At 30.3% G+C, this 20,958-nt stretch carries 18 protein-coding genes; 6 read left to right on the forward strand and 12 right to left on the reverse strand.

Annotated features, from left to right (window positions below; genetic code table 4):
* Positions 1 to 105: 105 nt before the first annotated feature.
* Together EXC34_RS02805 and hisS are read right to left on the reverse strand one after the other, a co-directional pair.
* Positions 106 to 3,111 carry a hypothetical protein gene (locus tag EXC34_RS02805; protein WP_129687816.1) on the reverse strand — a complete coding sequence of 1,002 codons (3,006 nt, stop codon included), beginning with the start codon at positions 3,109 to 3,111 and terminating at the stop codon, positions 106 to 108.
* Positions 3,112 to 3,382: 271 nt separating this feature from the next.
* A complete protein-coding gene (gene hisS, locus EXC34_RS02810; protein ID WP_129687817.1) occupies positions 3,383 to 4,693 on the reverse strand; it encodes a histidine--tRNA ligase in 1,311 nt (436 codons plus the stop codon).
* Between the two features lie 162 nt (positions 4,694 to 4,855).
* Between hisS and EXC34_RS02815 the strand changes: the two genes are divergently transcribed.
* Positions 4,856 to 6,550, forward strand: coding sequence for an APC family permease (locus EXC34_RS02815; protein WP_129687818.1), 1,695 nt, complete (start codon positions 4,856 to 4,858; stop codon positions 6,548 to 6,550).
* Positions 6,551 to 6,586: 36 nt separating this feature from the next.
* Here EXC34_RS02815 and msrA read toward each other — a convergent pair whose 3' ends face one another.
* The 5 genes from msrA to recO form a co-directional block, all read right to left on the reverse strand.
* Complete coding sequence (gene msrA / locus EXC34_RS02820; RefSeq protein ID WP_129687819.1) at positions 6,587 to 7,114, reverse strand: peptide-methionine (S)-S-oxide reductase MsrA; 528 nt, start codon at positions 7,112 to 7,114, stop codon at positions 6,587 to 6,589.
* 63 nt (positions 7,115 to 7,177) lie between these two features.
* Positions 7,178 to 8,368: a phosphopentomutase gene (locus EXC34_RS02825; RefSeq protein ID WP_129687820.1), complete on the reverse strand. Its 1,191-nt coding sequence runs from the start codon at positions 8,366 to 8,368 to the stop codon at positions 7,178 to 7,180.
* A 9-nt stretch (positions 8,369 to 8,377) separates the two neighbouring features.
* Positions 8,378 to 9,364, reverse strand: a complete 987-nt coding sequence (locus EXC34_RS02830) for a DHH family phosphoesterase (RefSeq protein WP_129687821.1) — start codon at positions 9,362 to 9,364, stop codon at positions 8,378 to 8,380.
* 1 nt (position 9,365) lies between these two features.
* Entirely contained in the window at positions 9,366 to 10,334 is a 969-nt protein-coding gene (locus EXC34_RS02835) for a DHH family phosphoesterase (protein WP_129687822.1), read from the reverse strand.
* Between the two features lie 149 nt (positions 10,335 to 10,483).
* Positions 10,484 to 11,164, reverse strand: a complete 681-nt coding sequence (gene recO / locus EXC34_RS02840) for a DNA repair protein RecO (RefSeq protein ID WP_129687823.1) — start codon at positions 11,162 to 11,164, stop codon at positions 10,484 to 10,486.
* A gap of 78 nt (positions 11,165 to 11,242) precedes the next feature.
* Here recO and EXC34_RS02845 point away from each other — a divergent pair, with 78 nt between their 5' ends.
* The 5 genes from EXC34_RS02845 to EXC34_RS02865 are packed head-to-tail and all read left to right on the forward strand — an operon-like array spanning position 11,243 to position 17,831.
* The gene (locus EXC34_RS02845) at positions 11,243 to 11,539 is read left to right on the forward strand and encodes a hypothetical protein (RefSeq protein WP_129687824.1); all 297 of its coding nucleotides are present in this window, start codon (positions 11,243 to 11,245) and stop codon (positions 11,537 to 11,539) included.
* The gene (locus EXC34_RS02850) at positions 11,532 to 13,148 is read left to right on the forward strand and encodes a DAK2 domain-containing protein (RefSeq protein ID WP_129687825.1); all 1,617 of its coding nucleotides are present in this window, start codon (positions 11,532 to 11,534) and stop codon (positions 13,146 to 13,148) included. The genes EXC34_RS02845 and EXC34_RS02850 overlap by 8 nt, the downstream gene beginning before the upstream one ends.
* 1 nt (position 13,149) lies before the next feature.
* A complete protein-coding gene (gene plsX, locus EXC34_RS02855) occupies positions 13,150 to 14,163 on the forward strand; it encodes a phosphate acyltransferase PlsX (protein ID WP_129687826.1) in 1,014 nt (337 codons plus the stop codon).
* Entirely contained in the window at positions 14,156 to 14,866 is a 711-nt protein-coding gene (gene rnc, locus EXC34_RS02860) for a ribonuclease III (protein WP_004421518.1), read from the forward strand. Before plsX ends, rnc begins: the two co-directional genes overlap by 8 nt.
* Positions 14,853 to 17,831: an AAA family ATPase gene (locus EXC34_RS02865; protein ID WP_129687827.1), complete on the forward strand. Its 2,979-nt coding sequence runs from the start codon at positions 14,853 to 14,855 to the stop codon at positions 17,829 to 17,831. The genes rnc and EXC34_RS02865 overlap by 14 nt, the downstream gene beginning before the upstream one ends.
* A gap of 25 nt (positions 17,832 to 17,856) precedes the next feature.
* Here the strand turns inward: EXC34_RS02865 and EXC34_RS02870 are convergent, their stop codons facing one another.
* The 5 genes from EXC34_RS02870 to EXC34_RS02890 all read right to left on the reverse strand — a co-directional run bounded on the left by EXC34_RS02870 (position 17,857) and on the right by EXC34_RS02890 (position 20,887).
* Complete coding sequence (locus tag EXC34_RS02870; RefSeq protein ID WP_129687828.1) at positions 17,857 to 19,041, reverse strand: YitT family protein; 1,185 nt, start codon at positions 19,039 to 19,041, stop codon at positions 17,857 to 17,859.
* A gap of 69 nt (positions 19,042 to 19,110) precedes the next feature.
* Positions 19,111 to 19,845: a DNA-processing protein DprA gene (locus tag EXC34_RS02875; RefSeq protein WP_129687829.1), complete on the reverse strand. Its 735-nt coding sequence runs from the start codon at positions 19,843 to 19,845 to the stop codon at positions 19,111 to 19,113.
* Positions 19,846 to 19,934: 89 nt separating this feature from the next.
* On the reverse strand, positions 19,935 to 20,210 hold the full coding sequence (gene rpmA / locus EXC34_RS02880) for a 50S ribosomal protein L27 (RefSeq protein ID WP_004421514.1): 276 nt from the start codon (positions 20,208 to 20,210) through the stop codon (positions 19,935 to 19,937).
* Between the two features lie 4 nt (positions 20,211 to 20,214).
* Positions 20,215 to 20,514, reverse strand: a complete 300-nt coding sequence (gene rplU / locus EXC34_RS02885) for a 50S ribosomal protein L21 (RefSeq protein ID WP_004421513.1) — start codon at positions 20,512 to 20,514, stop codon at positions 20,215 to 20,217.
* Positions 20,515 to 20,641: 127 nt separating this feature from the next.
* The gene (locus tag EXC34_RS02890; RefSeq protein ID WP_004421512.1) at positions 20,642 to 20,887 is read right to left on the reverse strand and encodes a hypothetical protein; all 246 of its coding nucleotides are present in this window, start codon (positions 20,885 to 20,887) and stop codon (positions 20,642 to 20,644) included.
* Positions 20,888 to 20,958 lie beyond the last annotated feature (71 nt).

Genomic DNA, 20,958 nt, shown 5'->3' on the forward strand with positions numbered 1-20,958 from the left:
TAAATTAATATGTATATTTTACTCTAAATACTTAAATTTAATATTAATATACACATATTGAACAAAAATAGTGCAAATGCACTATCAATGTTTGACAAACATGTATTATTCTTCGTAGAATTTTTTGTTTGCAAAATTATCTATCATGTCAGATAGAGCATAAGCATCAGCTACAAAACCTAGAAGGGTTGATGAAACAAAACGTTCATCTTGCTCATCCGAATTGTTATATTTATCACCACTAAATCTAACTCAAGTATCAGGAAATATTTTTTTCTCCTTAAATGAATTTATATAGTTATAGTATTTTTCTCTTGACTCAACTAAAGATTTTTTAGCAGACAATTTATCTTGAGAATCAGAATTTATAAATTTAAGTAGATCTTCTGCGTATTTTGTCTCAAGATCTTTGAATTCATTATACACGATCAATGGCGTGCGAGGGTCTTTATTGAAATATTCAGTATCAAAATAGTCTTCATTCCCTTTTATTGAAGTTATTAATTTGTATTTAGAATTATTTGAAAAATCATTAAATAATTTATTTAAGAATGATGATAAAACTTTATCCGGGTGAGTATTTTTATCAGGTAAATTTGACGTTGTTTTGGCAAAGTTATTATTTTTTCAGTATCTTAGTAAAACAAAAACCTCTTGACCTGGTATGTATTTAGCAGTTTTTATTGCTCTTTTTTTTCTATTTTCAATATTTTGAATATTAGACTCTCAACTGTTTAAATCATCAAATATGATAGTCAGCAAACCTTTTTGTGGGGCACCATCACTTGCAGATCCAATTTTGTCCAAGACATTATTGATCTCAATCTTCAATGATTCATTATCATGAGGGTTGTTTTTGATGATTTCAGATACCTTATCTAATGATTGTTTCAGTTCTTCTTGGAATTTAGAACGCACTCCATCTGGAAGAGATAATCAAAATCATGGTTTACCATATTCTGTGACGGTATCTATATTTTTAAGTAATTTTTCTATTGTCGCATTATGATTTTCACTCAATTTAGAAAGTATATTATTTAAAGTGTCACGTATTTCTTCAAATATACTTATAAATCCCTTGTAATCACTATCATCTGCTTGAACAGAATATCCTTCTTTAATCAGGGTTTTATTAAATTTACCAAATATTGATTGTGTTTCATTATCGGTATTAGAAGCGGTACCAACCATTTCATTTCATAATTTTTTGGCTGATTCATTTATTTTTTTAACTTCAGAACTGTCGATAGTTTCTTTATTATTTATGTCATTAACTAATTTGAAGAATTCATGAAATTTAGTCAGCAATTGATTTTTTATTTCATCATTTTCTGCAAAATATTGAATTCAATCACCTTCCGGACTCAATTCTTTTTCTAATTTTGTCTTAAATACTAAAACCTTAGTAAATAAAGTTTTAACTTTTTCTTTATTTGCATTTTCATCAAGTGGATTGAAAATTAAACCATCAGTAATATCACTAATAAACTTTTTAGCTTTGGCATTTGTTTCTTTCTCGTTTTCAATTAGCTTATCAAATTTTTCGCTATTATCTCATTTCAATAATTCTTTTAATGATGAATCATCTATATTTTCGCCAAGATTAGCATATAAATTAATTAAATTAATTGACAGTTTAAATTGTTTTTTAAGTATTAAATACTGAGTATATCTTGCATAAGAATTAGTAAATGTTGATTTAGGCATTTTATTAATATTCTCGATTAATTTATTGTATTTAATATAAAAATCTTTTCATAAATAATCATATATGCCGTTTGTTTCATCATTGTTTTTGTTTGAGTAATTTTTGTAAAATTCAGAAGCAAATGACCCAACTTTACTACGATCAATCTCAAAATCAACAATTTTATCAATTTTATCCTTCTCATTTTTGTAATCAACACTAAATGTTTCAAACAAGGTTAATTTTGCTTCATCGACAAATTTTTTAAGATCATTCCATGTTTCGAATTCATTATAGTAATTTATATTTTCAGGGTCTTTTGCAATTGTTCTAATAGTGTCGGTTACAACTTTTGCCCTTTGATATAAATCATTGAAACGGATAGAATAAATATATCCAACACCCTCATTTTTAAGCCATTTATTGTATGAAGTATTCATTTCTAACAATTCTTTTTTAACTTCAGCTTTAAATTCCTCATCTACGATTTGACTATAAACAGGAAATAGAGAGATTTTAAATGTTGGAAGATTGAATTTAGGAAGCAACGATCTGTATTGAGGAGAAGCAAGGTTTACTATATCTCAAATTGGTCCTTTAGTTTCATCACTACTTTCTCTTTCAAGTTCAAATCATTTAGCAATTTGGTGCGCAAAAAGTGACGATTCATCTTTTGCTTTTTGGTATTTCTCCTTAGCATCTTTAACTTGTGCAATTAATTCATCTTTTTTATCATTTTTATATGAATCATAAGACAACTCTTGAATAATTCTATCTAGATCTTTAATTCTTCAATTGAATAATTCATCCATCAATTGACTTTTTGGAGTTAAAACAGTTACGGGGTTCGAAGGATCATCAATGAATTTAGCAACTAATTGTGCTCTATTTAAGTTATAGAATATAGCACTTTGTCATGCAAAAAGATGTTTAAAGTCTTCGGGTGTAGTTTTGAACTCTTCAGCTGATAATTTAACACTTTCAGATATTTGGTTAAATAAATCTTTGTTTGAATTGAATGCTTCAGGATTCTGATCTTGCATTGTTTTTGGGAAATCTTCTGCTAAAAATTTAACTAATTCACCATATAGTGTTCTAGCAGATAAATTATTCTTTTTAACTTTTTTACCCTCAGCAGTTTCTACTTGCTTTTGCAATTCTTCTAATTGTCTTTGTAAATCAGCTATTGTTGAGTCTTTTTGATCTTTATCAGAAATTTCTACACTTAGTTTTGCTTTTAATGTTTCAAGTTGTTTTTGAAGTTCTGATTTTTCTGTTGCATATTCTGAGTTTAAACGCGAAATTCTTAATTTTAATTCTGCAAGTTCTTTATCAGTTTGATCGTTTTTATTAGTACACGATGCAGCTAGCGCAACTGTTGAAGTTGCAAGTATGGGAGCTAGTATTAATAATTTTCTTTTCATCATCTCTCCTTAAAATAATATTGTTATTGTTAGTTATGTAAAAAAAGTAGATTTTTTGCAAAACCTACTTTATCATTATTACAAAATTGGTAGGCTTTGTCGCCACCTTTTATATATTTAAAAATAGTGGCACGTTATTATGAAATAACCATCATCTTATTAATGATGTTGTAAGATTTCATTGCGCGTTGACAATAATTTTTAAACATAACTATTTAATTATATACAAAAATTTTGTTTTGAATAAAAAATATGCCATGGCTAAGCATATTTATTCAAAGTTTAAATCTATATCTTCAATTGCTTGTAATTCATTCGCATCTAAAAAGTGCATTAAATCAATAAATCCTTCTTCAGTGTGTGAAAAGTATATTTTTTCGTTATTTTCAAGACATTTAGCAAGTACTAAATCATTTCCATTCACATTATCATTAAAAATAACAAATTTTGCATTTAGCCGTTTAGCTTTATCGAAGATTTTTTTACTTTTTGTAACATCCTTTAAAAACTCGATTTTTACACCATAAGCTCTAAGTTCATTTGACATCGCAAATAATGGAATACTTTGTTCATCACTTGTTGAAGCAACCAATATATCAACAACTTCAACATCATCATTCGAAACATCAAGTTCCTCATCAAGCATAAGTTCTAAAGTTCTATCAACCCCAAAACCTCAGCCACTTGATGCTAATTGAGGTCCGCCTAGTTCACTAATAAGTTTTGAATATCTTCCACCGCCAATCAATGTTGATTGAGAACCACTTTTACTTGATGTAGACACAAATTCAAACACTGTGCCATCATAATAATCAAGACCTCTAACAAGTGAGTAATCAACTATATAGTTTATATAACAATTGTCCAATATATTCAATAATGAATTGAATTCGTCTAATTCTTCTTTGCTTAAAAATTTATTAATCTTAGGTGCTTTTTTAACAAAATCTTTTTGTGAATCTACTTTATCATCAAGAATTCGCAAAACATTATTATCTAATCTATTTTGTGAATCAGCACTTAATTGATCTTTAAAGTTTTCTAGGTATTTTTTAAGTTCATTTTGGTATTTTTCTCTTGTTGTTTCACTACCAATAAAATTAATTCTTAGTTGATATTTAATGCCTAAAATATCTAAAATGGTTGAACCCATTGCTATTAATTCAGCATCACTAAAAGGATTTGAAGTGCCAACTGATTCAACACCCGCTTGATAAAATTGTCTTTGACGACCTTTTTGCGGTTGTTCATATCTAAACATTTGACCAAAATAAGCAAATTTAGGAGTTTTTAGTGTTGAATATCATTTATTTTCAACCAATGCTCGCACAAAACCGGCAGTTCCTTCTGGTCTTAGTGCAATTTCGCGGTTTCCTTTATCAACAAATTCATACATTTCTTTTTTAACAATATCGCTACCAGCAACAGAACGTTTATAAAGCTGCGAGTGTTCAATAATTGGTGTATCTATTAAACTGAAATTATAACTTTTAACTATTTTGCAAAATACATCTCGAATGAATTCGTGAACATTCATTTCAATTGGATTTAAGTCTCTTGTGCCTTTAATTTTATTGAACATAATCCTCCTATAACAATATTTATATTATACTCTATAATAAGAATATTAATTTTTTATTATTTTTACCTAAATGAATTAAAAAACATTGAAATTGGTAAAATAATGAGCATCTATTTAAAAATATAAATATGCTATAATTCTTTCTAATAATAAAGGGGTATTATGACAGAGCAAAATAGCCAATCTAATTTCAAAAATGCACCAAAACATAAGAAAATGGGGTTTTTCTCTGCAATGCTTATTGTTATGGGGAGCTCGATTGGGGCTGGTATATTTTTTAAATCCGAAGAAGTTTTAAATAATTCAAGAGGTAATTTAGTTTTGGCAATTATTTGCTGAATAATTGCGTCTTTTTCTGTAATTTCAATGGCAATGGCAATAATTGAAGTAGCTGGAGTTAAAAATGATAATTTATCATTAATTGGTTGAAATAGAATTTTTAACTCGCGTTGAGTTCATCAAGCTTCTAAAAACTTTATGGTTTATTTAACATTGCCACTTACCTTTTTTTATATGCCAGTATACACAATAATGGTTTTGCAAGATGGTCTTGGTGCTTTAGCTAACAAAGAAGCTCTAACATTTGGAACAAATAATGATTGATTAATTTGGTTGGCAATTACAACATTTATTGGCTTGTATTTTTTAACAATACCTACCTTAATTTCGAAAATTGGCAATATTCACAATATTATTGTTCTATGTATTAAATTTTTACCCTTAGTATTCATTATCATAATTGGAATTGTTTTAGCAATAACTGGTAAAGGTGGAACGGATTCTGTAAAAATTCTTGAATTTGAAAAAAATTACAATATAAGAACTGGTTCAAGCATAATTCATTATGGCGGTTTTGGCGGATTCATTGGGATTTTCTTATCAATTGGTGCAATATTTTTTGCTTATGATGGATTTTATATTGCGGCTGGAATGCAAAGCGAAATGAAAAATCCAAAAAAAACTAGTTTAGCTTTGTCATTAGGGCTAATAATAATAACAGTTATTTATTTGATGATAGCTATATCAATGTCGATAAATGGTGGCTCTTTCTCACAAATGCGCCAATTTATTGAAAATATTATGGGTAATAAGGCTGGAAGAATTATTTTTGGTTTAATAAACATTGCAATTGCAATTGGTGTAATTGGCGTAATCAATGGTTTTTCAATGTGAATGCCAAGATACATTGAATCTTTATTAGCGGAAGGTGAATTGCCATTTTGAAGATTAACAATAAAAAAATTAAATCCAAATCGTCCAGTTATCGGTGTTATATACTCACTAATTATTGGCTTGAGTGCTAACATAATTTTTACAATAATTGGAGCAAAATTATATCTGCCAACCAACGACCTTTACCTAAAATACGGAACAGATATGGCTAGTGTTTATTCATTCACTGATTTAATTGCTAACTGAATAACTGTCTTCACATTTGTTTTTATTGCTTTGGCAATCATCGGAGCGCTAAGAAATAGAAAAACTAAAAAAGTTCCTATTTCCAACCCAAAAAAATCATTCAAGTTTTTCGCGTACTGTACAATAATTTTTGTGAGTTTAGCGATGCTAGCACAAATTTTAGTTCCTATATTGGACTTTGCTTTAATTTTTGTTTTTGATGTTAAGCAATACGCGATTGAAAAAAATGTATCTTATGAGCAAGCACAAAACTTTTTCATCTCACTAGCAATAAGTCGCTCGATGCTTGTCGCGGTTTTATTAATTTTTCACTTTTTAGTCTTTTTACCAATACCAATTTTTGACAAATATAATAAGCACAAATACGGTTCTTTAGAAGCATTCGAAAAATATAAAGCCAATTTTATTAAAACGAATCTAAGAAAAAACGATGCATAGAAAACTTGCATCGTTTTATTTTCGAACTGATTTTAATTAATCATTTTCAGTTGATTTTTCAATAATCGCGCGTTCTTCATCACTCAAATTAAGATCAACATTTAAATTAACATGGCAATAACCATTAGGGTTTTTATCCAAGTAGTCTTGATGATATTCTTCGGCATGAATAAAGTGACGAAGTGGCTCAAGTTCAACATAAAAATTTCTATATTTTTTTCTTAATATATTGAAAATTGAATTGATTTGGTCAAATTCTGATTCTTCACTAAAATAAACTCCAGTTCGATATTGAGGACCAATATCATTACCTTGTTTATTGTAAGAATCAGGTTCGATTAAACGAAATAAGTGAATCACCAATTCTTTTAAACTAATAACACTTGGGTTATATTCAACCTCAACAGTTTCGGCATGCATTGTATTTTTTAAATTTTTATATGTTGCATTTGTATCAATACCATTTGCATAACCACTTATTGCATTTACAACGCCTTTAAGTCTTGAAAAATAAGCCTCAACCCCTCAAAAGCATCCGCCAGCTAAATAAATTTTTTTGTTCATGATGTCTCCTAATGCAAATAATTTTACAACGAAGACAAAAAAAGCAACAATGTTGCTTATCTTTTAAACTAGTTGATCAAAAATGTCATCACCAGTTTCTGCCACTGTTGCAACACCTCAGTTTCTTGCAACAATGTTTCCAGAAGTCCCTAAACCTTCTACATCTTTAAGAACTTTTGGATTTTTAAATGATTTAGAGAAGACTGTTAAAGGCAATAATTCTCTTGTGTGGTTAAATCCTGGATATAATGGGTCATTACCGTGGTCAGAAGTCATAATTAATAAGTCATCTTCTTTCATTGCATTGATTAATACTCCAATTTTGCTGTCCAATAAAGCAATATTTGAAGCATAACCATCAACATCACGTCTATGTCCATAGTGCGAGTCAAATTGAACTAAGTTTGTGAAAATAAATTTGTTTGAACCTTCTTTTTTAGCTTCTTCAATTGTTATATCCATTGCATGGGCATCACCATCTGAATGAATTGCTCTTGAAACACCTTGACCAACAAAAATATCATTAATTTTACCAACTGCTACAACTTCAACACCAGCTTTTTGAAGTTCATTTAAAATCATTTCACGAGGTTGGTTTGCATAGTCATGTCTATTGAATGTTCTTTTGTATTTGCCATTTTCATCAGTGATAAATGGTCTAACAATAATTCTACCAACATTTCATTCTGGTTTTGATGAACAAATTTGTCTTGCTGCTTTACCATAACGATATAGATTTTCTAAACCTATTCACTCTTCATGAGCAGCAATTTGCAACACTGAGTCCATTGATGTATAAACAATAATTGCACCAGTTTCTTTTTGCTCTTGGGCGTATTCGTCAATTATATCAGTGCCAGAACCACTTTTGTTACATACAATTTTACGGCCATCAAAAGCTTTTGAAAGTTCATCTAGTAAGTCTTGTGGAAAGCCATTTTCGGTAAATGTTGGGAATGGAACTAGTGTTTTTATCCCCATCATTTCTCAGTGGCCTGCAAGTGTATCTTTAGCATTTGAAACTTCTTGCACTCTAGCCATATAAGCCATTGGTTTTGATACATGGTAATTACCATCAAGAGTAGTTATATTACCAATACCAAGTTTTTTTCAATTATCTAGGAAAAACATAGAGCTTTTTGAAGCAGATAAAATTGTGTTTGCTCCTTTATCTCCAAATGAAGTTTGATCGCGGTCAGGTCCTATACCTAAACCATCTGTAACGATCATAAAAATACGATTAAATTTAGCCATTATTACTCCTTATTTAGCATTCTCCGCTTCTCAGCGTTCAACTTCTACATTGCAATCATCAATAACTTTTTCAACATCATCAAATGTGCTAAGCATCGACCCAGATGCGCGGTCATGACCGCCACCGCCTCATTTTATTGCAACATTACGTACAATTGGACCATTTGAACGATATTCAACACGAATACGCCCGTCCTCTTCTTCATTAAATGATACTCAGAATGGATATCCTTTAATATTCCCGATTAAATTAGGGCGTGCCATATCGCCAGGTTTTTTACCTAATCCAACTGTAGTTTTGTAATCAACTTGAATGTATGCGACTTTGCCTTTTGTTTTTAATGAACTCATTAAAGTTGACTGAACTTTTAGATCTTCAAGACTTGTTTGGGCCAGTCCTAAATAAATTTTTTCAGGATTTAAATTGTTTTTGTATAGAAATGCCGCTAACTCATGAGTTCTTGAAGATGTATCTGAATATTGGAATCTTCCTGAGTCTGTTACCATGCCCAAAAACATAAAGTTTGCAGCTTTTTCATTGATTTTTCAATTCATTTGGTAAGCTAACTCGGTTACCATTTCAGCCGCAGCGGTTCTATTTTCTTCAAGTCAAACAGTACATTTGTCAAGATCATCCTCATTTGGATGATGGTCGATTCTTAGCGTTTCTGCAAATAAGTTTTTATCCAGTACTTCTCTATTAAAAATTCTTTCTTTTTGATTAGCATCAACAACAACTCCTAATGATTTTTTTAGTATTTCATCACTTGGAATTGGGTCGAAATCTAAATCTAAGAAATGTGAAAATAAGCCATTATTGTCCCCGATTGCATAAACTTTTTTGTTTGGATAATTCAATCTAAGCAACTCTCTTAAACCAAATTGACTACCCAAGCAATCCCCATCCGGGCGAATATGATGAAAAATAACTATTGAGTCGTATTGTTCAAGTTTGTTTGCAGCGTCTTTTCAAGTTCCGGTGTCTTGCATTTTCATATTATTTTTCCTCTCATTTTTCAATTGCTTTGTTTAATTGTTCCAAAATTGATGGAATTTGTTCTTTTGATTGCAATTCACAACCCGATGCATTGGCATGGCCACCACCATTGTATAGATTTGCAACTTCGTTAACAAGTGGGCCATTCGAACGTAGTCTACAACGAATTTTTCCGTCTTCTTGCTCAATAAAAAACACTCAACAAGAATTGTTTTCAATATTAGCAAGTTCGTTTACAAACATTGCTGCAGTTAATTCGCTAAAACCAAACTCTTCTTGCACTTCTTTTGTAGCAATAAAATAAAGAACTCTACCCTCTTTTTTAAAATTCGAAAGAATGTGGCCAACATATTTAATGTCTTTTAGAGTTCTTTTTCCAAGTTCTCTATGAATTACACTTGGATCAAATTTGCCCTCTTCTTCTAAAAATGCAACTAATTTGTGAGTTCTAGGTGATGTGTTAGGGTATAAAAATCTGCCACTGTCAGTAATTATTCCTAAAAATGTATGCATAGCTGCTTTTGACGAAAGTTTTCATTTTGCATCGAAAGCAATATGTGCCACCTGTTCAGCTGCAGCAACATAATCTGCATCAACAAACAAGTAATCATATTCAATATCACTTCCGTTTGGATGGTGATCAATTCTTAATTTTGCACTGAATTTATCACTCAATAATAAATCACCATGAACAATTCTATCTGAACTTGACCCATCAACCATAATTCCTAAAGAATCGGTAAAATCAATTGATTCAATTGGATCAAAATGATAGTCCATAAATTCAAAACTGTCTAAACTATCCCCAACTGTATAAACATTTTTTTCAGGAAAATTATCTTTAATCATTTGTGCTAATCCATGTTGAGAACCTAGGCAATCCCCATCAGGACGTGTATGATGAAAAATTACTATATTTTTATGTTTTTTAATAGCATCAATTGCTACTTGTGTGCTACCTATTTTCAATATTACCTCCTTATGTTTCTTTTATGTGTGTTTATTATACTATTTATTAATTTTAAGTTTAATATTAATAGAATTTTAAAACGCAACTAATTGTTTTAAAATTTACCAATTCAATTGAAAAATGAATGTAAAATAAAACTTTTAAATAACTAAAATATATAAATTCCATTTGATCGCAAATGGTCAAGGACTTCTGCAATCAATTTATCAACTATCTCGCCATTAACCATTTTTATAAATTTTTCAAGGTCATAAAACATATAATAAATTGACTTTAATTCCTTATTTCATCTTGTTTTAGCGCTGTGAAGATTGCACAAAAAACCACCCTTGTAAAACTCAAAATCAGCTAGATTTTGAGTATTTTTGCACTCAACACATTTATTTATTATTGGTCCTATACCGAAACTAAACAAACTATTAGCCAGCACAAATAATAAAAGCCTTTTATTTATGCCTTCGCCTAAATATTTAAGGGTTTGGCAATATTTATCAAACATATCAAAACTTTTACCCAAAATCGAGTCTAAAATTTTAACTGCATGAATAACAAAATTTAAATTTGCCGAGCTTGAATAATCAATATTTTGAATTGTAGTTGCTTTTTTAAGTCTGCCCACACTACCATATTTACGCGCAGCAAAATATTCAATTTCAGCAACTGTGCCAACTAATAAATTGGCTTTATTTTTTGAAGCGGCTTTATTAATTCCTTTTGCAAGCAGCCTAAATTTGCCTTTTTTACCAAAAAAGTCTACAAATGAATCATTTTCATTTGTTGATGAATCAATGATTTTAAGCACAATTGCTTTTGAAATTTGCTCTGCCATAATTATTAATATTTTATTCTAATTTTTAATTTATAATTTCAATATCTAACTTATAATATTTATTTATTAGGAGGTATTGTGGAAAAACAACAAGCGGTAAAAATATTCATGGATATTTTAGAGACCACGCCCGGAATTTATAGTATTCAGTGCCCTTATAATTGTGAAAACAGCGACTGTGGTGATTGCATCATAGTTTGCAAAAATGAATCATCTCACTCGTGGGATTTTACAGCTTCAATAACAATTTTAAAAAATAGTAATCTTAAAAACATTGTTAACTCAATAACAACAATCGTTAGGTTTGCTTTAAGAAAACAAAAACAAAAGCTTGGCAAGCTTAATATTTTAGTCGGAGGTTTGAATAATGATTAAACAAATAGATGGGAAGATATTTTATGATTTATGTCTTTCTGGCGCCAATAACTTAATGAATAATAAAAATCGAATTGATGCATTAAATGTTTTCCCTGTCCCTGATGGTGATACAGGTACAAATATGTCTTCAACTGTAAAAGCAGCAATTCAAGGAATAGATAGAAATAATGATAATTTAACTGAAGTTGCAAATAAATTTAGTAAAAGTATGCTTTTTGGTGCTCGCGGTAACTCTGGGGTTATTTTAAGCCAAATTTTTAAAGGATTTGCAATATCATTTGAAGGCAAAAAGTCTGTTGACATCAAAGGTTTATTAGATGGATTTAAAAAAGCAACTGAAAAAGCATATGGTTCTGTTCTTAAACCAGTTGAAGGAACAATGCTAACAGTTATTAGAGAAACTACTGAGCAACTTGAAAAAATAGTCGATAATTCAACAACATTTGAAGTATTTTTTGAACTTGCTGAAAAATTCGCTCGCAAAGCTTGCGATAACACTCCAAATAAATTAAAAATTTTACGCGAAGTTGGAGTTACTGACTCAGGTGGAGAAGGTCTTTACTCAATAATTTTAGGAATGAACTCTTATGTAAAGGGTGAACCAGTTGAAATTAAAGAAGAAACAGCTGCAGACACATTTATTCAAACAAGCGAAGTTTATGATGGTGAATTTGGCTATTGTACCGAATTTATAATCGAATTAGCAAAAGTAAATGATTTCAAAAAAGATTTATTTGAAAAAGCATTAAACAAACAAGCAACAAGTTTAGTTGTTGTTCAAGACAATGAAATTGTTAAAGTTCATGGACACACACTAAAACCAGGTAATTTATTGAACTTTGGTCAAAGATTCGGTGAATTTATCAAGATTAAATCTGAAAATATGAGCTTGCAAGCTGAGGAATCAAGAAATAAAAATGTTGTTATTAATGAAAATAACGAAATTGAAAAAGAATGTGCAATTATTTCTTGCAACCTAGGATCTGGAATCATTGCTAAAATGAAAGAATTAGGTTGCGATGCAATTATTGAAAGTGGACAAACACAAAATCCTTCAGCACAAGATATTGTTGATGCCATTAGTTCAGTAAACTCAAGTAATGTTTTTGTTCTACCAAACAACTCAAATATTTTTCTAGCAGCAGAACAAGCAGCTAAGATAATAAATGATAAAAATGTTTATATTATTCAAACAAGAACGCAAATGCAAGGTATTTCAGCAATGATATTCTTCAACGGGGAATCAAGCGCAGAAGAAAACCTAGACCTGCTTAATGATGCAATTAAAAATGTTACAACCGGTGAAGTTACTACTGCTGTAAGAAACACCAAAATTGATAATGTAAAAATTAATGAAGGCGAATTTATTGGCATAATTAACGGAAAAATTACAACATGTACACCAAATTACATTGAAACAGCTAAAGAAATTGTTAAAAAAACAATTACTAACGACCATGAACTAGTAACAATTTACTATGGAAACGACATTTCTGAAGAAGATGCAAATGAATTGCAAGCATTTATTGAAAGTCGTTACGATGTAGCTGTTGAAATTGTCAATGGGGCCCAACCAAACTATCACTTCTTAATAAGTTTTGAATAAAATGGATAAAAAATTCACAATAGCATTTGACATAAATGGCAATGATAACGGCATATTTGCCGCAGTTTCTGCCTCTTATTCATTTGCAAAACAAAATCCAAATTTTAAGATTATTTTAGTTGGCCCTGAAAAGGAAATCTTAGAAACAAAAGTTGCTGGATTTGTTAAAAAACCAGAAAATATTGAAATAATTAATAATAATCTAATATCACTAAATCCTGAAAATATTCGAGGCTCTTTACACGAACCCACTTCAATGAATATTGCAATTGATTTGGTAAAAAACAAAAAAGCTCAAGCTGTTTTGAGTTCTGGCAATAGCGGACTATATTTAGCAGCAAATACTTTTAAATTAAAACGCTTGCCTAACACTTCAAGAGCTGCTTTTATGCCAATTATGCCAACCATTTTTGGTAATAAATGACTACTTTTAGATGTTGGCGCAAACATCGAAACCAAATCAGAATACCTTGTTGAATGAGCAATTATTGCCAATGTTTTTGCTAAAATCATGCTGAAAATAGAAAATCCAAGAGTTAGTTTAATAAACATTGGAACTGAAGACAATAAAGGTATTGAAACAATAAGATCCGCTCACCAAATTCTTAAATCAACCAAAGACTTAAATTACATTGGTTTTGTTGAACCAAGAGAAGCCTTAAATTCAATTTGCGACGTCGGGGTTATAGATGGTTATGGCGGAAATTTAGTGCTTAAAAGTCTAGAGGGAGCAATTTTAAGTTTTAAGGAATTATTAAAAAACAAAATTTCTAAATCAATTGTTAGAAAAATTGGTTATCTTTTAGCCAAAAATGCATTTAAAGATGTAGCGGAAACCCTTGATTATCGGAATGTTGGTGCTGCTTGAGTAATTGGTGTTGACGGCGTGGCAATTAAATCGCACGGCGGAAGCGACCAAAAAGCCTATATCGGCGCACTAAATCAAATTAAACTGGGTCTTGAAAATGATGTTTTAAACAAATTTAAATTGGCCCTTAACAAGAAAAATGAATAAAAAATACTTTGAACAATTTATTGAATTTTTGAATAAATACTCAATAAGGCCTAAAAAAATATCTGATTATGATGCCGCTTTTACTCACCCTAGTTTTGTAAAATCTAGCAAAGTAAAAAGTTTTATACCCGATTATCAAAGATTAGAATTTTTAGGTGACTCTGTTTTGCAATTTTTAACCTCAAATCATCTTTTTTTGAATAATAAAAATATTGATGCGGGTCAATTAACACTGATGCGGGCAAAATTAGTATCAACTGAAAATTTGTATGCTATTTCAAAGCAATTAAACTTAAGTAAATATCTAAAAACTGGCGATGGCCAAACAGCGTCGCAAGTAATCAATTCAAAAAAAGTAAATGCTGATATTTTTGAATCATTTATTGGTGCATTGTACTTAGATCAAGGATTGCAAAAAGTTAAAACTTTTTTAAGTGAAACACTTTTTAAAACAAAAATCGATCTCAACTCATTGAAAGATCCCAAAACTTCGTTTCAAGAATATATGCAAGCATTCTCAAAAATGTCTGTAATTTATGAAACAATTCAACAAAATTCTTCTTTTATATCAAAAGCCACACATTCTGGCAATGTCTATGGAATGGGAAAAGGCAAAAATAAACAAGAAGCTGAAGAAAACGCTGCAAAAGATGCTCTTGCAAAACTAGCAGCAAATAGAAAGGATGAACATGAAATTAATTAGAGTTCAAGCACACGGATTTAAGTCATTTGCTGATCCAATTTCACTGACTTTTGACGGTGGTGTTGCTGGTATAGTTGGACCAAATGGTTCTGGTAAATCTAATATTAATGATGCCATTCGTTGAGTTCTTGGAGAAAGAAGTGCCAAAGAGCTACGTGGTGATAAAATGGACGATGTTATATTCCAAGGTTCGCAAACCGCAAAACCAATGGATAGAGCCGAAGTCACTTTAACATTTGACAATAAAGACGGTAAAAATTCAATCCCACACGAAACATTCACTATATCTCGTGTTTTGGAAAGAGGTAGCGGAACTAATAAATATTATTTAAATGGTGAAGAGTGTCGTCAAAAAGATATTCTTGAGATAGCTATGGAATCTGGAATTGGTAAATCAAGTTTAGCAATTATTTCGCAAGGTACAGTTTCAGATATAGCACAATCAACACCTGAGCAAAGAAAGAGCATCTTTGAGGAAGCTGCCGGAGTTTCAAAATACAAGTTTAAGAAAAAAGAAGCAATTTCAAAACTAGAAAAAACTCAATCTAATTTAGATATTATTGAAGCAAAAATCAAAGAGATTGAAAGAACACTTATTCCACTTAGAAAACAAGCTGAAAAAGCAAAAATTTACATTGAAAAATCAGAAGAATTGAGAGATGTTGAAGTTGGTCTTCTTGTTGATAATATTCAGAGATTCGGCGACATATATGAAAAATTAAATATTGAACTTGAAGGTGTTGCTGAAAGCAAAAGTGATTTAGAAGAAAGAATCAAACAAACAGATTCAAAAATTGGCCAAAACCATTCATTTAAAATTGAATTGGAAAATGATATTGAGTCATTAAACAATGAATTAAAAGAAGTTGAATCAAGATTAAAAAGCATCGAAATTGCTCTAAGTCAAGAAACAGCACGCGAAAAACTTATTGAGCAAGGTGAAATCGAAGTTAACAAAGAAGAAAGAATCAAGGCATTCAAAAAACTTGCAACAACTTATACAAGCGAAATTAAAAACATAGATAACCAAATTGAAGTGTTAAAAATTAGAATTCATGAAAATGCACAAGGTTTAAAAGAAACTGAGAACGAAATTTTAAAACTTAACACAGCTAAGTCAGCAAAAGAAACCGACTTAATTAAAGTTAAATCGCGTTTAGACATTTTAAAACAACAAAAAGAAAATAACACAATGCTTTATAAAGGTACAAAAACCATTATTGAAAATAAAGCATACTTTGGAAAACCTTTAAAAGGTACTGTTTCTGACTTAATCAAAGTTGAACCTGAATACATTCGTGCTATTGATGCAGTTCTATCATCAGCTACTCAACATCTTGTTGTCGATAAATCAGAAACAGCCGTTAAAGCAGTTAACTTTTTAAAATCAAACGATGGTGGTAGAGCTACATTTATTCCACTAACCTCAATACAACCTAAATCAGTAAGAGATGACCATTTATTAGGTATTCAAGGCCATGTTGGTTTTGTTGCTGTTGCATCAGATTTAGTAAACACCGAGCCTGAATTTGATGTTCTTAAAAGATTTTTACTAGGTAATGTTATCGTTGCAAGCGACATTGACAATGCGAATAAAATTTCAAACATTTTGGAGCGCCGTTATATGATCGTTACCCTTGATGGGGATACAATTAGAGCTGGTGGTATTATTGTCGGGGGTGCTAAAGATAAATCAGAAAGCTTGCTTGGATTTGATGAAAAAATCAAAGAATTCAAAAAAATAATTCCAGGTCTAAATGCTCAAATTCAATTATTATTAACAAAAATAAACGAGGCAAAAAATAAAAGAAGTCAAGCATATGAATTTGATACAAATTTAAAAGCCAAAATTTCTGCGTTAGACAGTTCTCGTGCTGCAAAAAGATCTGACCTAGACCAATTAGAAGTTAAATTAGCTTCACTAAATGCAAAAATCGAAGAATTAGACCAAAATCAAATTGAAAAAGACGAAAAAAGCAGAAATGATTTTGCTTCTTTAAATACAAAGAAAGACACAATTGAAGCTACATTATTTGCCAAAAGACAAAGCTATAAAAAATTAATGTCAGAGATTGACCAATTACAATTAACAAAAGATGATTACTCATCAACCCTTAACAATTTAATTCGCTCATTTGCTGACAAAATCACTGAAAAAGAACGCTCACAAATGAAAGTTGAAACTTCAAGAGAACGTTTAGCGAGCCAATACAAACTAACATTTGATGCAGCTGCTGATTCATACAAACTTGAATTACCTCGCGAAACAGCTGAAGAAATTGTTAGAGAACTAAGAGAAGAAATTAGTAAACTTGGTTCAGTAAACATTGAATCACTTGAAAAACTTGTTGAAGAGGAAACTAGATTTAATGAATTAAGCCATAATTTCAATGAATCAAGTGAAGCAAAACAAATTTTGGTAAAAGCTATTGCTGATATTGATAAAGTTATTATTAATAGACTTGTTAACATTGTAAATGATGTAAATCCTTCATTTAATGAAGTTTTTGCAACAATGATGGGTGGCGGAAAAGCTGAATTATATTGAACTGACCCAAATGATATTCTTGAATCAGGTATTGAAATTAAAGCTCAGCCACCAGGGAAAAACATTGCTAACATTAAATTATTCTCAGGCGGTGAAAAATCACTTATTGCTATTTCATTACTATTCGGTATACTAAAAGCTCGTCCGCTTCCATTGTGTATTCTTGATGAAGTTGAGGCTGCACTTGATGAAGCCAATGTTGTTAGATATGCTGAATATCTACAAGAATTAAAAGCAAAAACACAATTTTTAGTTATAACTCACCGTCACGGTACAATGTCAAGAGTTGATGCTCTTTTTGGGGCGACAATGCAAAATCGTGGTGTAACCACAATGTTTAGCCTTGAACTAGCTGAAGCTAAAAAACTTGTTAAAGATGAGCAAAAAGATGTTTCAGAAGTATTAAGAGAACAATAAAAAGTGCGCAGGCACTTTTTTTGTTTTAAGATTCGTCAACATATTGAGTATTGAATTTACCAATAATTTGGTGGACAGGTTTAACACTAATTCAAACACTTGGGCAAATATTTCGTATATCTTTTATTATGTTACGAGCTTCTAAATAAAGCATTGTTGTTTTGATTTTGATTACCTCTTCATTACTGAAGCCACTTATTGATTTTTCAATTGAAAACGCATGTCAATATTGAATATCCTTAAAGTAATTTAATACAATTTCAGAATTTGAAGAGCAAGATATTTGAATTTCAACTTTTTTGTATTTTGGATACAGTAAACCAACCAACAAGTTGACGACTGCTATGTATAAAAATGATGTAACTTCTCTCATACCAACAATAACTTTAAATTTGGTTGGAGTATAAACCTTGCTGCCTTCTACTATTTGTACTGCTACTGCATTATTATGTGGTTTTGCAAATGCAAATATAAGTAAAAAGGTAATTGAAGTCATTAGTGCAATTGCACTCAATATTGAACCTACACTTTTTTGTTTTTTAGTTGAAAAATAGTAAGCAACAATATCAGTCCCCCCTGTTGAGCCGCCAAATTTTCAAGCTAGCGAGATTGATGCACCAACAAATATTGAGCCAATTGCCCCATTAACCAAAATTGGTCAGGTAGTTGGATTTTCATAAGTTTGTTCACTAATCATTATATCCCTTGACCAACCCGGAGCAACATTAAATACTTTGATTAGTCAATCTGCCGCTGATGAGTTGGATCCATTAAACTCAAAACTCAATGCAAAATTAATTATTATTTGAAAAATCATAAATTCAAGAGTGTGCAAAATAAATGTTTTCTTTATTTTAGTGGCAAAAGCACAAAATAAAGGAATATTTATACCAAGATACATCAAGGCAAAATATGGTTCAGTTTGTTTAAAAACTAAAGTTATCAACATTGGGACTCCTGAAAGTCCAGATGGTATAGTTTCAGACCTTTGCAAGAAAACAATAACACCAAAACTAAATAACAATGCCGAAACAAACATAAAGAATGTTCGTGTCAAATAAGTTAATAAATTTCTTTTTTTGATGCCTTCTTCATTGGGGTTTTGATTGCTATAAACATATGAGCCCATTTTGTAATCTTTAATTTTTTGATTCAACTTTTTAACTGAAGATGATTCAGTTTTCTTTGATGTTGATTTATTAGTATTCATGATTAAAATTGTACTAATTATTTAAAATTTTATAAATAAACTTTTGTACATAAATAACAATTTTAAATTTTAATTGTAATTCATTAAATCTGCTACGTGTGTTATTAAATTTGCGCCATTTTTTAGTAAATAATTATTACCATCCTCTAAATCAACACTTGGATAACAAAACACTTCTTTACCTAATTCAACAAAATAATTAGCTAAATTTATTATGCCCGAGGCATTCTTGGACCCGTAAATAACCAAATTGTCAGCTAAAACAGATATTAGCGCATTTCTTTCCTTAAATCTTATATATTTTGGATTTACATCTGGTGGATATTGTGAAATAAATAAATCTAAATCATTCTCCAATTCTTTTGCTAAATATTTATGCCCGCTTGCTAAAATATGAATTACACCTTTATTGACTAAATTAAACATTTTAGCAATCTTTCGGTCAAATTTAGTGAAGTCACTTGTAACCAAATTAAATTGTTTACTCATTGAATCGAATGAATTGTCCAAATATTTTTCTGTTGCCATATTTTCTACATCACCAGTCATGCAAACTAAAGGGTTATTTAATATATTTAAATCCCCTCGATAATAAATTACATATGGTGCATACTTAAGTTTTTTAAATGCTTCTGGGTATTCTTTGTCAAAGACTGTTATATATTTTAAATTAGCACTTTCTAAAATTTTTTTAATTTGAATTATTTGTGATTCTGTGACTTTTTTCTTTTTGATTAAATCTTTGAATATTTCGTAGTTGTTTCCTTTGTTTATGTATGAAAAGTACAATAATATATCGTTCATTTAGCCTCCTAATAATCAATATGAAAAAATGTAAGATCAATTAAAAAAAGGAAAAAAATATAAAAAAACCGGATTAATTCCGGCTTAAATTAGTTGTTTTTTTGTGTAACAACTCTTTGTTCATATACAGAGGCATATGTACGATTTCTACGTTTTTCAAATTTTACATATCCTGAAATTAAAGCATAAATTGTATCATCTTTACCAATACCTGCGTTTGTGCCTGGGAAAATTTTTGTTCCTCTTTGACGGAAAATAATTGACCCTGCTGTACAGTATTGTCCATCACCTAACTTAATGCCAAGTCTTTGGCCGCGACTATCACGACCGTTTCTGGTAGAACCACCGGCTTTCGTGTGTGCCATTGAATTAACCTACTATTTTTTGAACTTCAACACGTGTGTAAGGTTGACGGTGTCCAAGTTTTCTTTTGTGAGTTGATTTGGCATTGTGACGGTATACAATAATTTTTTTGCTTTTGCCTTGTTTTTGGATTACTCCTTCAACATAAGCTTTTTCAAGATATGGTTTACCAATTTTATCTCCAACTAGTAAAACCTTGTCAAATTTAACTTTTGAGCCTTCTTCACCTTCAATTTTTTCAATGAAAATGGTTTGCCCTTCTTTGACTAAAATTTGTTTGCCTCCAGTTTCAATAATAGCTAACATGTCTATTAATCTCCTGTTTTTGTGGCTCATCTTTAAGGTGGCATTTTATGCGCTTGTTAACCTGTTCAGAATGGTTACAAAAGTAACATTTGAATTATAGACCAAAAGCTTAAAAATCAAAATATATTTAGTAACTTACATAAATTGTTCTAGTTTCAATAACTGGTTTTATTTCAGCTTTAGTTGGGTCATTATTTCATTTTACAGCACTTGTGCCAATTTTATTTTCACCAGACCTGCTAGTAAACATTTTTATAATATGTGCAATCGCTGTAATTCCCGAAATAACAATTGGAGCCAGTGTGCCAATAACAGCTAATGTTGCGGCTCCACCATAAATGTTTGCTTGTTGCTTTTCAGTTAGTTTTTTCAAATTTACCTCCCAGCATAAATTAATCTCTTCAATTTAAATTACGTTGAAAAAGTAAAAAAATATTAAAAACA

The sequence above is a fragment of the Mycoplasmopsis bovigenitalium genome (assembly GCF_900660525.1).
GTDB lineage: Bacteria > Bacillota_I > Bacilli_A > Mycoplasmatales > Metamycoplasmataceae > Mycoplasmopsis > Mycoplasmopsis bovigenitalium.